The following is a 15,154-nucleotide window of genomic DNA, read 5'->3' on the forward strand; positions in this document are numbered from 1 at the left end:
ATGCCTTTCCGAATTGCTACTTTTTTAATAGCGTCCCTTGTAATAGGAGCGGGCGCTGTCGGCATTTTTGGCTGGAAGTTCGGGTGGCTGGGCGCCTGGCTGGGGGCGGTGCTGTGGCTCGCGCTCGATGCCTGGCGCGCCGAACGGCTGCTGCAGGTGCTGCGCAACGACGCCACGGGTTTGCCGACCCGCGGACCCGGCGTCTGGGGCGAACTGGCCGAGCGCATCCGCAAGCTGCTGCGCGACCGCGAGCAGCAGACCCGCCAGGCCGAAGACCGGCTGCAGGAATTCCTGGCGGCCATCCAGGCATCACCCAACGGCGTGATCCTGCTCGACGAGCAGGGCCGCATCGAATGGTGCAACCAGACGGCGGCAGGCCAGTTCGGCATCGATGCCGAGCGCGACCTGTTGCAGCACCTGGCCAATCTCGTGCGCGACCCGGCCTTCGTGGCCTACCTCGCGTCGTGGAACTACAGCCGCGACGTCGTCATCGACGCTTCCGGCCCGGGCCATACGCACCAGCGCAGCCATCCGGTGCGGCTGTCGGTGCAGGTGCATCCCTATGCAGGCAACCGCCGCATGCTGCTCACGCGCGACATCACGGCGCTGGAGCAGGCCGAGGCGATGCGGCGCGATTTCGTGGCGAATGTGTCGCACGAGATCCGCACGCCGCTCACGGTGCTGGCGGGCTTTGTCGAGACGCTGCAGAACCTGCCGCTCGATGCCGACGAGCGCATGCGTTATCTCTCGTTGATGGGCCAACAATCGCACCGCATGGAAACGCTGGTGAACGACCTCTTGACGCTGTCGCGGCTGGAGGGCAGCGCATCGCCTTCGGGCAATCAGTGGATCCGCATCCGTGCCTTGCTCGCGCAGTGCGAGGACGAAGGACGCGGCCTGTCGGGCCGGCTTGCGCCGCTGGGCCATCGGCTCTCGTTCACCATCGATGCCGAGTCCGAGATATCGGGCGCGCCCACCGAATTGCAGAGCGCAATGTCGAACCTGCTGAGCAATGCGATCCGCTACACGCCCGGCGGCGGCGAAGTGGCGGTGAGCTGGCGGGTGCTGCCCGACGGGCGCGGCGAGTACGCGGTGAAGGACACCGGCCCTGGCATTGCCGCCGAGCACATTCCGCGGCTCACCGAGCGCTTCTATCGCATCGACCGCAGCCGTTCGCGCGAGACCGGCGGCACGGGGCTCGGCCTCGCGATCGTCAAGCACATCGCACAACGGCATGGCGCCGAATTGCGCATCGAGAGCACGGTGGGCAAGGGGAGCCGGTTTGCGCTGGTGTTTCCGGCCACGCGGGTGCGCGAGGCGCGCGTGCTGGCGAAGTGAGCTTGGCGCCGGCGTTGTTTGTTCTTCAGCTGGCTCGCTTTTGCATCGTCCAGCGCAGCAGCGCGCTGAACAGCAGGCCCGTGAGCACCAACGCGCCGGCGCTCATGATCCAGAACGCGAGCGGCGATTGCATCGCCGGCCATGGCCCGAGGCCGCGGTAGGCCAGCAAGTAGCTGCCGCCGAGGCCCAGGCCCCAGAGCATCGCGCAGTAGATGACCAGCGGCGCCAGCGTCACGCGGTAGCAGCGCAGCACGAACACGCACAGCGTCTGCAGGGCATCGGCGAGGTGGTAGACCGCGACGACCGGCAGCAGCAAGGCGGCCAGCGCGATCACTTCCGGGTTGTCCGAATACACATTGGCAAGCTCGTGGCGCAAGGCGACCATCGCTCCGGCGTAGACGAGGGCGCACAGCATGGCGAGCTCGAAGCCGAGGCGGCAGGCGTGCCGGGCCTTCGCTGCATCGCCGGCGCCGAGCCAGAAGCTCACGCGCGCGCTGGTCGCGATGGCGAGCGAGAGCGGCATCATGTACGCCACTGCGAGCAGGTTCGAGGCGATCTGGTGCGCAGCCGCCGCAGCGGTGCCCAGGCGCGCGATGAACAGCGCCATCAGCGTGAACGAGGTCACTTCCACCAGCACCGCCAATCCGCCGGGAACGCCGAGGCGCGCGAACTGGCGGATCTGCAGCCAATCGGGCGGCTCGATGCGTTCCCAGAGCGCATAGCCGCGATAGAAGGCGCTGCTGCGCAGCAGCCAGACCGCGCAGCCGAGCATGGCCCAGTTCACGCACAGCGTGGCCCAGGCGCAGCCGACGAGGCCCATCGCGGGCAGGCCGGCGCCGCCGAAGGTGAACCAGATCGACAGCGGCAGCTTCACCACCAGCGACGCCAGTTGCAGCCAAGTCACGAGCTGTGGCTTGCCCAGGCTCTGGTTCAGCGTGCTGAAGAGGCGAAAGAGGAGAGACGGCGCCAGCGCGAAGGCCAGCACCGCGAGGTACGCCTCGACCTCGCCGCGCATCTCCGCCGGCACCTGGGTCCAGCGCAGGGCGCCGCCGGGCAGCAGCAGCGCCACCATGCCCACCGCGATGGCGATGCCGGCCAGGTAGAGCGACTGCCGCACCGAGCGGCCCACCTCGCCGCCGCGGCCCGCGCCGTGCAATTCGGCCCACACCGGCAGCAGTGCCTGCAGCACGCCCATCAGCGAGACGTACACGCTCACGAAGATGGCAGCGCCGACCGAGAGCGCCGCCAGCGCGTGCTCCGAATAGCGGCCCGCGATGATGGTGTCGGTCACGCCGAAAGCCATCACGGCCAGCTGGCCCACCAGCACCGTGCCGGCGTGGCGTGCGATCAAACTCCGTTCGCCCACCACGGGTCAGGGCACGATCTTTTGGTAAAGGAGCAGGTCGTCCGCGGCGCTGCTGGGACGGCGCAGGGTGCCGCTGAAGCGCCACTTCTCGAGCGGAATGATGGTATGCAGCCGCTCGATGGTCTCGGGGCTCACCAGCAGCCAGGGGCAGTCGGTGCCGAGCAGCAGGGGCTGCAGGTTGAAGTTGCCGTGGTGGCGCAACGCTGCCGCGTGCGGCCGGCTCAGTGCCAGTTCGGCGATGCAGCTCGGGTGGCCGACCCGCTCAGCCACCGCACGCACCTGCGGCAGGTAGCTGCGCGCGTAGTCGATGGGGGGCAGCCAGAGCGTCATCAGCAGCATCCAGCAGAGCGCGGTGCCGCCGGCGGGCAGCACCAGCGTCTTCCAGAGCGCGGCGCGGTGGCGCCCGGTGCGCCAGCGCACCAGCCAACACCATGCGATGGTCGCGGCCAGCGCGAGCACGAATGCGATCGGCGAGAACTCGCCCACGAAGCCCGGCACCAGCCGTGCGACGCTGGCTGCAGGCTTGCGCGGCACGCCGGTCAGCATGGCGATCCAGTAGAGCCAGCCCAGCACCGCGAGGCCACTGAAGAAGAGCACGTTGAACCAGTCGATCAGCGCCGCGGCGCTGCGCCGGAAGGTGGGCAGCGCGAAGGCCGCCAGCGTGGCGAAGGCCGGCAGGGCCAGCAGCAGCGAGCGGTCGGAGTAGTCGGTGGTCCAGGTGGCGGCCAGCGGCACGAGCGCGAACCAGAACGGCAGCGCGACATGGCGCGCCGTGAGCTGGCGGCGCCAGCGCCAGAGCGTCCAGATGGCGAGCGGCCAGACGGGCCAGGTGAACCAGAGCAGCAGTTTGGCTTGGCTGCGGATTTCGCTGCTGATCGAGTTGCCGTCCAGCGTGATCTTCCATTGCGACAGGCCGAGGCCGAACACCAGCGCCGCCGCCAGCAGCGTGACGCCGATCATCGTGAAGAGGGCGCCGCGGGTGTAGCCGGGGCCATCGTCGGAGCTCACGTCCGCCCCGGCTTTTGCGACGAGGTGCCGCTCATAGGCGATGTAGAGCGCGCTGCCGACGGCGAGCGCGAGGCCAACGGTGGGGGCGCCGCTCAACGTCATGCCGAGCGTGCCGACCACGAGAGCGATCACCGGGCCTGCGCGGCGGTACGGCAGCGCGGCCACGCCGTAGAACAGGTGCGAGGCGAAGTACAGCTGGGCAAGGGCGGGCGTGGTTTCGTGCCCGAGTTGGGCGAGGCCCAGGCAGGCGATCAGCGCCAGCAGGCCGCCGTCGGCGATGGCGCGCGCGTAGTCGGTCGGACGCGCCTCGCCGCCGAAGGCGAACGCCACGGGCTGTGCGCGTGCGGTTCGGGCGAGGTAGTAGACGGCGTACCAGGTGGCGGTGAAGGTGCCCCAGAGCATCAGCGCGAAGACGAATCGCACGGCGAGGTCGGGGTTCAGCCACGCGGGGGCAAGCTTGATCGCGATGGCGCCGATCCAGTAGGGGACCAGCGCGGGCGTCTCGGGCTGCATGCCCAGCAAGAGCGGATCGAACCAGCGCGCGATGCCTTCGGTGCCCCGGGCCAGTTCGGCCATGTAGCCGAAGGCGGTGATGTCGGCACTCTTCCACGGTCCGCGCCCGACCAGGCCCGGCAGCAGGTAGGCCGCGCACAACAGCAGCAGCGCGATGCGCGGCAGCCGGCGCACGGCATTCTGGGCAACGATCGCGGGAGTGGGCTGGTTCAAAGGGCGGGAAGCGGAGAGAAGGGCTAAAGGAGATTCGGAATGAAAAAGGGCAGCGCGGTAAACCGGGCTGCCCTCGACGCCAAAGCGCGTGCTTTACTTCGAAGCAGCGCCGGTGGTCTTGCCGAAACGGTTGCGGAACTTCTCGACGCGACCGCCCATGTTGTCGACCGACTTCTGCGTGCCGGTGTAGAACGGGTGCGATTCGCTGGTGGTATCCAGCTTGAACAGGGGGAGCTCGCGACCGTCGTCGGTCTTGCCCATTTCCTTGGTGTTCGCGCACGAACGGGTCACGAACTTGAAACCGTTCGACATGTCGACGAACAGGATTTCGCGGTAATTCGGGTGGATGCCTTCTTTTGCCATGGTGTTTCCTTTTGCGCTGTTGGAATCAATGCGCGGTCGATGCGAGAGCCACAAGCGCGTCGACTGTCGAATGGACTGGTCGGCGGCTGTCCCGGGGTGAGGGGATCGCTGGGCAGGACGCCCGGCTGCACTTTTCGCGGAGCCAGCGATTATCGCATACTGGCCGTTTTGAGCGAAAAGCGGCCCACAGATGACTTCCACAGCGTTGCGCGCCGGCCTCGTCGGCTACGGTTTCGCCGGCCAGACCTTCCATGCACCCGTGCTTTCGGCCGTTCCGGGGCTCGAACTGGTGGCCGTGGCGAGTTCGCAGCCGCACAAGGTCCACGCGGACTGGCCCGGCGTGGCCGTGGTGCCGGACGTGGCGGTGCTCGTGGCCCGCGCGGACATCGACCTGATCGTGGTCGCCACGCCCAATGCCCAGCACAATCCGGTTGCAAAGGCTGCGCTGGAGGCCGGCAAGCACGTGGTGGTGGACAAGCCTTTCACGCTCGATGTGGCCGAGGCGAGAGAGCTCGAATTGTTGGCTCGACGCAACAATCGCGTCCTGGCGGTCTATCAGAACCGGCGTTACGACGCCGATTACCTGACGTTGAAGGATCTTCTCGCAGGCGGCGAGTTGGGGCGGCCGGTGTACCTGGAATCGCATTTCGACCGCTTCCGGCCCGAGGTTCGCGAGCGCTGGCGAGAGCAGCCGGTGCCGGGTTCAGGCCTGTGGGTGGACCTGGGCTCGCATTTGGTGGATCAAGCCGTCCAGTTGTTCGGACGGCCCGATACGCTGCAACTCGACACGGCCGTCCTTCGCGATGGTGCGCTGGTCGAAGACTATTTCCACGCCGTGCTGCGCTACGAAAGCGGCCCTCACGCCCCCTTGCGCGTGGTGCTGCACGCCACGACGCTCGCCGCCCATGCGGCGCCGCGCTACATCGTGCATGGCACGCGCGGCAGCTACGTGAAGCACGGTGTTGATCCGCAAGAGGATGCGCTGCGCGCCGGGCAACGACCACCAGCCGAAGGATGGGGCGCCGATCCGCTCGATGGCGAACTCACGCTGATCGGCAGCGACGGGGCGCCTCGCTTTCGCGCCGTGCCCACGCTGGCAGGCAACTACGTCGACTACTACGCGGCGGTCCGCGACGCGATCCTTGGCACGGGGCCGAACCCGGTCCCGCCGGAGCAGGCGGTCGCGCTGATGGAACTCCTCGACATCGGTCGCCAGAGCGCAGCCGAGGGCCGCGCCATCCGCATCGAACGCCCATGAAAAAAGCGCATTGACCGGTGAGGGTCAACGCGCTTTTGCGGAGGAGCGGGATGGTGCTCAGCCGCCGCGACGCATCATGTCGAAGAACTCGACATTGGTCTTCGTCGCCTTCATGTTCTTCAGCATCAGCTCCATCGACTCGATCTCGTCCATGTTGTACATGAGCTGACGAAGAATGCGGGTCTTCTGAAGGATCTCGGGGGCCAACAGCAATTCTTCGCGGCGCGTGCCGCTGCGGTTGAGTTGGATCGAAGGGAACACGCGCTTTTCGTACAGGCGGCGGTCCAGGTGGATTTCGGAGTTGCCGGTGCCCTTGAACTCTTCGAAGATCACTTCGTCCATGCGACTGCCGGTGTCGATCAGCGCGGTGCCGATGATGGTCAGCGAGCCGCCTTCTTCCACATTGCGCGCGGCGCCCAGGAAGCGCTTGGGGCGCTGCAGTGCGTTGGAGTCGACACCGCCGGTCAGCACCTTGCCCGACGAGGGCACGACGTTGTTGTAGGCGCGGGCCAGACGCGTGATCGAGTCCAGCAGGATCACCACGTCCTTCTTCAGTTCGACCAGGCGCTTGGCGCGCTCGATCACCATTTCGGCGACGTGCACGTGGCGGGCGGCAGGCTCGTCGAAGGTCGAAGCAATGACTTCGCCCTTCACGGTGCGCTGCATTTCGGTCACTTCTTCAGGGCGCTCGTCCACGAGCAGCACCATCATGTGCACGTCGGGGTAGTTGGCGCTGATCGCGTGGGCGATGTGCTGCATCATCACCGTCTTGCCGCTCTTGGGCGGCGCCACGAGCAGGGCGCGCTGGCCTTTGCCGATGGGGGCGATGATGTCGATGATGCGGCCCGTGATGTTCTCTTCGCCCTTGACGCCATCGCGTTCCAGCTTCATCTGCTCCTTGGGGAACAGCGGCGTGAGATTCTCGAACATCACCTTGTGCTTGTTCTGCTCGGGCGGGCCGTCGTTGACCTTGTCCAGCTTGGTCAGCGCGAAGTAGCGCTCGCCATCCTTGGGCGTGCGCACTTCACCTTCGATCATGTCGCCGGTGTGCAGGTTGAAGCGGCGCACCTGGCTCGGCGAGATGTAGATGTCGTCGGTGCTGGCGGTGAAGCTGGTGTCGGGGCTGCGCAGGAAGCCGAAGCCGTCGGGCAGGATTTCGAGCACGCCGTCGGCGAAGACCTGTTCGCCGGCCTTTGCGCGCTTCTTGATGATCGCGAACATCAGCTCCTGCTTGCGCATGCGGCCGACGTTTTCAATCTCAAGGGCTTCGGCCTGCTTGAGGACTTCAGACACGTGGAGTGCCTTGAGTTCGTTTAAGTGCATGGAATGACCCCTCGCGGGGTAATCGAAACGGAAAACGGGGGGAGGTTGAATGTGTAGCGAGAACTGCTGCACTAACCGGGGAACTCGAACCGGTTGCCTGGAAGGGCCGGTGATCTGTGGGAGATTATGACAGGAAAAACGCGCCGGCCAAGCGCATTGCGCGCTGGCCGGATCGAATGTCGCTTATGCGAGTTGCTGGTCGATGAAGGCGGTGAGTTGCGCCTTGCTCATGGCGCCGACCTTGGTGGCGGCCAGTTGGCCGTCCTTGAACAGCATGAGCGTGGGGATGCCGCGGATGCCGAACTTGGCGGGGATGTCGCGGTTCTCGTCGACGTTCAGCTTGGCGATCTGCAGCTTGCCTTCGTAGGTGGCCGACACTTCGTCAAGGATCGGGGCGATCATCTTGCAGGGGCCGCACCATTCGGCCCAGTAGTCGACCAGCACCGGCTGGCTGGACTTGAGCACGTCGGCTTCGAAGGAGGAATCGGAGATGTGTTTGATCAGGTCGCTGGCCATGTGATGTGTCCTTGTGCGCAGAGAGTTTCGGTGCAGCTAAAGTGCTGGTCATTGTGACAGAAACCAAGGGGCGGGGTGCCATGCGCAGCCGCTATGGCAGTGATAGCCAAAGCCCTTGCAGATCACGACAACGCGCTCTCAAACCCCTCGATAGAACATGAACGAAGGCCACCCCGTCCACGCCTTGTGGTGCGACCCCGCCGACGGCGTCGTCGCGCGGATCGTCCGCGCGCTCGCCGAGCGCGAGCTGCATGCGGCGCGCACCGTGGTGCTGGTGCCGTATGCGCAATTGATGGGCGTGGCGCGCAGCATGTGGGCGCGTTGCGGCAGCGCCGGCTTCGTGCCGCGCTTTGAGACCACGCACAACTGGGCGCGCAGCGCGGGCGGCTTCCTGCCGACGGGCTACGACATCGCGTTCGACATGGCGCGTGACCTCATCACGGCCCAGGCGCTGCTGTCGCAGTCCGGGTTCAACAACGAGCGTTTCGCATTGGCAGGCCGCGTCGTCGAACTGGCCTACCAGCTCGCGCCCCTCGCATCGGCATCGCTGCCGGACGCGCGTGTCGGCGAATGGGCCCAGCGTGCCGCGCAGGTGGCCGAGGCGGGCAGCGAGTCGGAATGGTTCCGCATCGAAAGCGCGCTGATCCGCATCGCCGTCGCCTGGGCCGCAACCTCGGGCTACGCAACGGACGTGCTGCTGCGCGAGAGCACGCGCAACCAGGTCGATGCATTGATCGTGCTCGAAGGCTTCCAGACCGATCCGCTCACCCAGACGCTGTGCACCCTGTGGGGCGATCACGCGCTGCATCTCTCGCTCGTGCCCGCGAACACTTCCGTGGCTCCCGCAGCTTCCCATGTGGCGGCAGACCCCGAGGATGAGGCCGAGCTCGCCGCCGCCTGCGTGCTGCGTCACCTCGCCGAGGGCCGCGCGCCGGTCGCGCTGATCGCCACCGACCGCGCGCTCACGCGCCGCATCAGCGCCCAGCTCAAGGCGCAGGGCATCGTCACGCACGACGAAACCGGCTGGAAGCTCTCGACCACCCGCGCTGCCGCCACGTTGATGAGCGCGCTGCGCGCCTGTGCCCACGACGCGGCGAGCGATCAAGTTCTGGAATGGCTCAAGAGCGGTGCCGACGGCGACGCACTGGCAGTGCAGGCGCTCGAAGTGCGCCTGCGACGCGAAGGCCTGCGCGACTGGTCGGCCTGGTGCAGCCTCGTGGCCCGCAGCGAGAAGCCGAACGACGTGGCGTTGCTGCCCTACACCGAAGCCATCGAGGCGCGCCGCGCATCGATGATGAAGTCCAGACCCGTGGCCGAATGGCTGCGCGCATTGCGCGAACTGCTCGAAGGCAGCGGGCAATGGACGCCTCTGGCCGACGACATGGCAGGCGGGAAAGTCATCGCCGCGTTGTGGCTCGATGCCGATTCGCACGGCGATGCCGACGAATTTCCCGGCGGCCGTCACACGCTCGCCGAATTCACGGCATGGGTGCGCGACGTGCTCGAAGACGCGAGCTTCGTGCCCCCCACTGGCGACCAAGCGCCCCGGGTGATCGTGCTGCCGCTCTATCAACTGCTCGGCCGCGCATTCGGTGCCGTGGTCATTCCTGGGTGCGACGACCGCCGCCTGCCCGCATCGCCCGAGCCTCCCGGCAACTGGAGTGCCGCCCAGCGCCTCGAACTGGGCCTGCCTTCGCGCGAGACCCTCGAAGCCGCGCAGCGCTCGGCCTGGGCTGCGGCCCTGCACAACCCCTGGTGCGAACTGGTCTGGCGCCAGTCCGACGCGAGCGGCGAGCCGGTCCGACCGAGCCCGTTGGTGCAGGCATTGCAGCTCGACCACGTGCTGCAGCCCACCGTCGATCCGCGTCCTGCGCGCGACGTCACCGTGCAACCGACTGCCGTTCCCACGCCCTCGGGCGCGCTGCTGCCGCTGCAGAACATCTCGACCAGCGTCTACGAAGACCTGCGCCGCTGCCCCTATCGCTTCTTCGCGCTGCGGCAGTTGGGGCTGCGGAGCGCCGACGAGCTCGACGTGGAGGTCGACAAGCGCGACTTCGGCAACTGGCTGCACGCCGTGCTCGGTCATTTCCACGAGGCACTGATCGAAACCCCGACGCAGGATGCGCACGAGCGCGTGGCATTTATCGAAGAAGCCGCGCAACGCGCCACGCGCGAATACGGCCTTTCCGACGCCGAGTTCCTTCCTTTCGCCGCGGCATGGCCTGCGGTGCGCGACGGATATCTCGTATGGCTCGCAGGGCATGAAGTGGGTGGTGCGGTGTTTGTCGAATCCGAACCCTGGAAAGAGCAGCCGCTGGGCGGCCTGCGCCTGGTCGGTCGCCTCGATCGAGTCGACCGCACGTCCGATGGACAGGCCTTCGTGATCGACTACAAGACCGAGTCCGCGAGCGTTACCAAGGAGCGAGTGAAGGACCCGACCGAGGACACGCAGCTCGCCTTCTACGCAGCGCTGGTGGCTGACGACACCTTGCGTGCGGCCTACGTCAATGTGGGCGAGAAGTCCTCGGGCACGCAGACCGTCGAGCAACCGGCGGTGGTCGAGGCGAGAGACGCATTGGTGGCCGGCATCATGAGCGACTTCACGCGCATCGCCGAGGGCGCGGCGCTGCCCCCGTTGGGCGAGGGCGCTGTTTGCGACTACTGCGCAGCGCGCGGCCTGTGCCGCAAGGACTTCTGGGAGGTGTCGAAGTGAACGGCGCAGCCTACGAACACAACGGCCGGCACGTCACGCGCGAGGCCTTCTACACCGTCGCCTGCGATCCGCGCCGCTCGGTGGCCGTTGAAGCCTGCGCGGGCGCGGGCAAGACGTGGATGCTCGTGTCGCGCATCCTGCGCGCGCTCCTCGAGGAGGGCGACTCCGCCTGCGAGCCGCATGAAATCCTCGCGATCACTTTCACCAAGAAGGCGGCCGGCGAGATGCGCGAGCGTCTCGACCAATGGCTTGAGCAGTTCGCAGAAGAAAGCCCCGAAGAACTCGTGAAGCAGCTCGTGATGCGCGGCGTCGAACCTGCTGCCGCATTGGCTGCCGTGCCGCGACTGAAGGGTCTCTACAGGCGCCTGCTCGAAGGCGGACGCCCGGTGCAGTTCCGCACTTTTCACGCCTGGTTCGCAGGCCTGCTGCGCAACGCGCCGCTCGCAGTGCTACGCGAACTGGGCCTGCCTTCCAACTACGAACTGCTCGAAGACGATGCCGAGGCCCGCGGCCACACCTGGCGGCCGTTCTTCGAAGCGGTCACGGCCGACAAGCTTGCACTCGCCGACTACTACGCTGTCGTCGCGACGCACGGCCGCTCGCAGACGGCAAAGGCGCTGGGCGAAGCGTTGACCAAGCGCGTCGAGTTCTCGCTGGCCGATGCTGAAAACGCCGTCCAGCACTTCAGCGCCATGTACCCGGCGCTCGAAGGGCTGGACGAGCCGACCCAGGCCCTGCGCGGCGACTCGGTCCGCCGCCGTTGGCTCGACCGCGCCGCCGCACTCGGCCGCGAGACCAACAAGACGCCGCAGAAGGCGGCCGAGGCCATCATCGACGTGTTCGGCGTCGGCGAGCCCGCAGTCGAATCGCTCTCCGCAGCGCTCGCGCACCTGAGAAAGAACTTCTTCGTCGCCAGCGAAGACCGGCTCACCAAGAATCTGCAGAAATTCCCCGCCGCGCAAGAGGCAGAAGCCGAGCTCCAGGTGCTGTGCGCCGCGCAGGCCCAGCACGCGGCATGGCTCTACCAGCAGCGCATGACACGGCTCACGCGCCTTCTCATCGCCGCTTTCGCGGACGTCAAGCGCGCCCACGGCTGGGTCGACATGAACGACGTCGAGCAAGCCGCGCAGTTGCTGCTCGGCCAGTCGGCGCTGTCGGGCTGGGTGCAGGAACGGCTCGACGCACGCATCGCGCACCTCTTGATCGACGAGTTCCAGGACACCAATCCGCTGCAGTGGCAGGCACTCTACGGCTGGCTCAGTTCCTACACGGGCGCGGGCAGCAGCGCGCCGCGCGTGTTCATCGTGGGCGACCCGAAGCAGAGCATCTACCGCTTCCGCCGCGCCGAACCGCAAGTGTTCATTGCCGCCAAGAAGTTCGTGCGCGAAGGGCTCGATGGCGAACTGCTCAACTGCGACCACACGCACCGCAACGCACGCGCAGTGGTCGGGCTCGTCAACCAGGCCATGCTGGCCGCACAGGATGCGGGCGAGTTCGATGGCTATCGCGCCCACACCACCGAGCGTGGCGACGAGGGCGAGCTTCTCAAGCTGCCGGCCATCGACCGCGACGCGCTCGGCGACGCGGCGGAAGCCGCACCCGCAGATGACGGCATGCTCCACTGGCGCGATAGCCTCGTCACGCCGCGCGTGCTGCCTGAAGAACAACTGCTGCAGAAGGAATGCGAGCAGGCCGCACGTTGGGTAGCGCAGCGCATCGCCGACGGCATACCGCCGCGGCAGATCATGGTGCTGGCGCGCCGGCGCAATCGTCTGTCCGCGATGCAGGATGCGCTGCGCCAGCGCCACATTCCCGTGCAGCAGCCCGAGAAGAACGAGCTGCACGATGCGCCCGAGGTGCAGGACATGGTCGCGCTGATCGATGCGCTCGTATCGCCCACCCACGATCTCTCGCTGGCGCGGGCGTTGAAGTCGCCGCTCTTCAACATCGACGACGAGGTGCTGGTGCAACTGGCGTTGCGGCAGCGCGCGCATTCGTCGTCGAGCTGGTTCGCGTTGATCCAGAAAGGCGAGGGTTTGCCGCCGGTGTTGGTCGAGACGGGTGTCAGCCTGAAGAAATGGCAGCGCTGGCTCGTGACCCTGCCGCCCCACGATGCCATCGACGCCATCTTTCACGACGGCGACGTGCTCGCGAAGTTCGGCGCCGCCGTGCCCGCCGCGATGCGCCAGAGCGCGCTGGCCAACCTGCGCGGGCTGATGTCCGCATCGCTCGAGATCGAAGGCGCGCGCTTCGCCACGCCCTATGCACTGGTGCGCGCGCTGCGTGCCGGCGGCGTGCGCGCGCCGTCCGTCGCCGCGCCCGATGCGGTGCAGTTGCTGACCGTGCACGGCGCCAAGGGCCTGGAAGCCGACACCGTGCTGATGCTCGACTGCGACGCCGCCCCGCCGCGCGCGCAAACCATGGGCGTGCTGGTCGAATGGAAGGGCAGCGACAGCGCGCCGACGCGCTTCGTCTTCCTCGCGAGCGAGAAGACGCCGCCGGCCTGCGCCGCTTCGCTGCTCGAAGAAGAACAGCGCGCGCGTCATCGCGAAGAGCTCAACGGCCTCTACGTCGCGACCACGCGGGCGCGTGAGCGGCTGGTGCTGTCGTCGGTGAAGCCGGCGCGTGCCAACGAGGGCAGCTGGTGGGCCCGCCTCGAATCGGCCTGCGAGCCGACCGAGGCCGATGAGCCGCTGGTTGAGCTGCCAGTCGAGACCGGCGTGCGCAGCTTCTCGATGAAGCAGATGCCTCCAGCGGCTGCCGCCGTCGATCAGCCTTCCGCCAAGAAGGCGGCCGACGCCACGGTCGACGCGCGCGCCGCCGCCTTCGGCCAGGCCATGCACCGGCTGCTCGAATGGGCGGTGCCGGGCGAGACGCTGCCCTCGGCCCACGTGCGCGCCGCGGCCCGCGAATTCATGCTCGATCCGCAACAGGCGCGCGGCGCCGCGACACTGGCCGAACGCATCCGCGCGGGGGCGGGTGCCTGGGTGTGGGACGATCGCAGGGTCGATTGGCATGGCAACGAAGTCACGCTGGTCCACGAAGGCGAGACCCTGCGCATCGACCGGCTGGTGCGAGAGCGCGAGACCGGTGCCTGGTGGATCCTCGACTACAAATCCGCAGCGCGCCCCGAACGGGACGCGACGTTGATCGCACAGATGCAGCGCTACCGCGCGGCGGTGCAACATGCCTACCCTGGTGCCACGGTCCGCGTCGCGTTCCTCACCGGGCAGGGCGAACTGGTAAATCTCGAATGACCCTTTCCCCAACCGTCGCCGTGATCGGCGGCGGACCTGCCGGCCTGATGGCGGCTGAAGTTCTTGGCGCGTCCGGCGCGCAAGTGCACGTCTACGACGCGATGCCCTCGGTAGGCCGCAAATTCCTGCTGGCCGGCCGCGGCGGACTGAACCTCACGCATTCGGAACCCTTCGATGTGTTCATGAGCAGGTTCGGCGAGCGCCGCCCGCAGCTCGAGCCGATGCTCGCGCAGTTCGGCCCGCAGCAAGTGCGCGAATGGGCGACCGGTCTCGGCATCGAGACTTTCGTCGGCACATCAGGGCGCGTGTTTCCGACGGACATGAAGGCTGCGCCGCTGCTGCGCGCGTGGCTGCATCGGTTGCGCGCAGCGGGTGTGCAGTTTCATATGCGACATCGCTGGCTTGGCGATGCGGCGTTCGATGCGGCCGCGCTGCGGTTCGCCACGCCGGCTGGCGAGATCTCGGTGAAGGCAGATGCCGTAGTGTTGGCGCTCGGCGGTGCGAGCTGGGCGCGGCTGGGGTCCGACGGTGCGTGGGCGCCGTGGCTGCAAGGGCGCGGCATCGATGTCGCACCGCTGCTGCCTGCCAATTGCGGCTTCGACGGGGCAGGGTGGAGCGAGCATTTTTCCAGCCGCTTTGCGGGGCAGCCTTTCAAGTCGGTGGCGATTTCATTTGCCGACAGCCAGGGTCGCAGCTTCGCGCGCAAAGGTGAGTTCGTCGCGACTGCCACAGGCATTGAGGGGAGCCTGATCTATGCGGCCTCTGCTTTGCTGCGCGACGAGATCGCCGCGCATGGCAGCGCCACGCTGTTGCTGGATCTGTTGCCTGACCGCAGCGCCGAGCAGGTGCTGGCGGCGGTGAAGCATCCGCGCGGCGCCCGGTCGCTGAGCAGCCACCTCAAGAGTCGGCTTGGGCTTGAAGGCATCAAGGCCGGTGTGCTGCACGAGGTGCTGAGCCGCGAGGCGATGCAGGACCCGGCGCAACTCGCCGCGACGATCAAGGCCGTACCGCTGAAGCTCATCGCGACCCGGCCGATCGATGAAGCGATCAGCACAGCGGGCGGCGTACGTTTCGATGCGCTCGACGCGCAGCTCATGGCGAAGCCCTTGCCGGGCGTGTTCGTGGCGGGAGAGATGCTCGATTGGGAAGCACCGACCGGCGGCTATCTGCTGACCGCATCGATGGCCAGTGGTGCGGCCGCAGCGCGCGGTGCAATCCAGAGGCTGGGCCTGTGAAGGCCTCGCGCCCGAGGATTTTTCGCTGAGATATTTGCAAGCTGCGTTTCA

Annotated in this window: 10 protein-coding genes; 5 read left to right on the top strand and 5 right to left on the bottom strand. The window is 67.3% G+C overall.

All coding sequences use genetic code 11. The annotated features are described in order from the left end of the window. Positions 1-1,338 (top strand): phosphate regulon sensor histidine kinase PhoR, encoded by a 1,338-nt coding sequence (phoR, locus tag VARPA_RS12500; protein ID WP_013540928.1) that lies wholly within the window; start codon positions 1-3, stop codon positions 1,336-1,338. A gap of 25 nt (positions 1,339-1,363) precedes the next feature. Here the strand turns inward: phoR and VARPA_RS12505 are convergent, their stop codons facing one another. The 3 genes from VARPA_RS12505 to VARPA_RS12515 all read right to left on the bottom strand — a co-directional run bounded on the left by VARPA_RS12505 (position 1,364) and on the right by VARPA_RS12515 (position 4,801). Next, the gene (locus VARPA_RS12505) at positions 1,364-2,707 is read right to left on the bottom strand and encodes an MATE family efflux transporter (RefSeq protein WP_013540929.1); all 1,344 of its coding nucleotides are present in this window, start codon (positions 2,705-2,707) and stop codon (positions 1,364-1,366) included. 3 nt (positions 2,708-2,710) lie between these two features. Next, the gene (locus tag VARPA_RS12510; protein ID WP_013540930.1) at positions 2,711-4,438 is read right to left on the bottom strand and encodes a hypothetical protein; all 1,728 of its coding nucleotides are present in this window, start codon (positions 4,436-4,438) and stop codon (positions 2,711-2,713) included. A gap of 93 nt (positions 4,439-4,531) precedes the next feature. Then, positions 4,532-4,801 carry a type B 50S ribosomal protein L31 gene (locus VARPA_RS12515; RefSeq protein ID WP_007836661.1) on the bottom strand — a complete coding sequence of 90 codons (270 nt, stop codon included), beginning with the start codon at positions 4,799-4,801 and terminating at the stop codon, positions 4,532-4,534. Between the two features lie 190 nt (positions 4,802-4,991). Between VARPA_RS12515 and VARPA_RS12520 the strand changes: the two genes are divergently transcribed. Then, entirely contained in the window at positions 4,992-6,059 is a 1,068-nt protein-coding gene (locus tag VARPA_RS12520; RefSeq protein WP_013540931.1) for an oxidoreductase, read from the top strand. Positions 6,060-6,116: 57 nt separating this feature from the next. Here the strand turns inward: VARPA_RS12520 and rho are convergent, their stop codons facing one another. Together rho and trxA are read right to left on the bottom strand one after the other, a co-directional pair. Then, positions 6,117-7,382, bottom strand: coding sequence for a transcription termination factor Rho (gene rho / locus VARPA_RS12525; protein ID WP_013540932.1), 1,266 nt, complete (start codon positions 7,380-7,382; stop codon positions 6,117-6,119). A gap of 183 nt (positions 7,383-7,565) precedes the next feature. Continuing rightward, positions 7,566-7,898, bottom strand: coding sequence for a thioredoxin TrxA (gene trxA, locus VARPA_RS12530; RefSeq protein ID WP_013540933.1), 333 nt, complete (start codon positions 7,896-7,898; stop codon positions 7,566-7,568). A 157-nt stretch (positions 7,899-8,055) separates the two neighbouring features. On the opposite strand from trxA, the gene VARPA_RS12535 reads away from it, so the two are divergent. The 3 genes from VARPA_RS12535 to VARPA_RS12545 are packed head-to-tail and all read left to right on the top strand — an operon-like array spanning position 8,056 to position 15,103. After that, entirely contained in the window at positions 8,056-10,611 is a 2,556-nt protein-coding gene (locus VARPA_RS12535; RefSeq protein WP_013540934.1) for a PD-(D/E)XK nuclease family protein, read from the top strand. After that, the gene (locus tag VARPA_RS12540) at positions 10,608-13,868 is read left to right on the top strand and encodes a UvrD-helicase domain-containing protein (protein WP_013540935.1); all 3,261 of its coding nucleotides are present in this window, start codon (positions 10,608-10,610) and stop codon (positions 13,866-13,868) included. Before VARPA_RS12535 ends, VARPA_RS12540 begins: the two co-directional genes overlap by 4 nt. Next, positions 13,865-15,103 carry a TIGR03862 family flavoprotein gene (locus VARPA_RS12545; RefSeq protein WP_013540936.1) on the top strand — a complete coding sequence of 413 codons (1,239 nt, stop codon included), beginning with the start codon at positions 13,865-13,867 and terminating at the stop codon, positions 15,101-15,103. The genes VARPA_RS12540 and VARPA_RS12545 overlap by 4 nt, the downstream gene beginning before the upstream one ends. Positions 15,104-15,154: the final 51 nt, after the last annotated feature.

Source organism: Variovorax paradoxus EPS (genome assembly GCF_000184745.1).
Taxonomy (GTDB): domain Bacteria; phylum Pseudomonadota; class Gammaproteobacteria; order Burkholderiales; family Burkholderiaceae_C; genus Variovorax; species Variovorax paradoxus_C.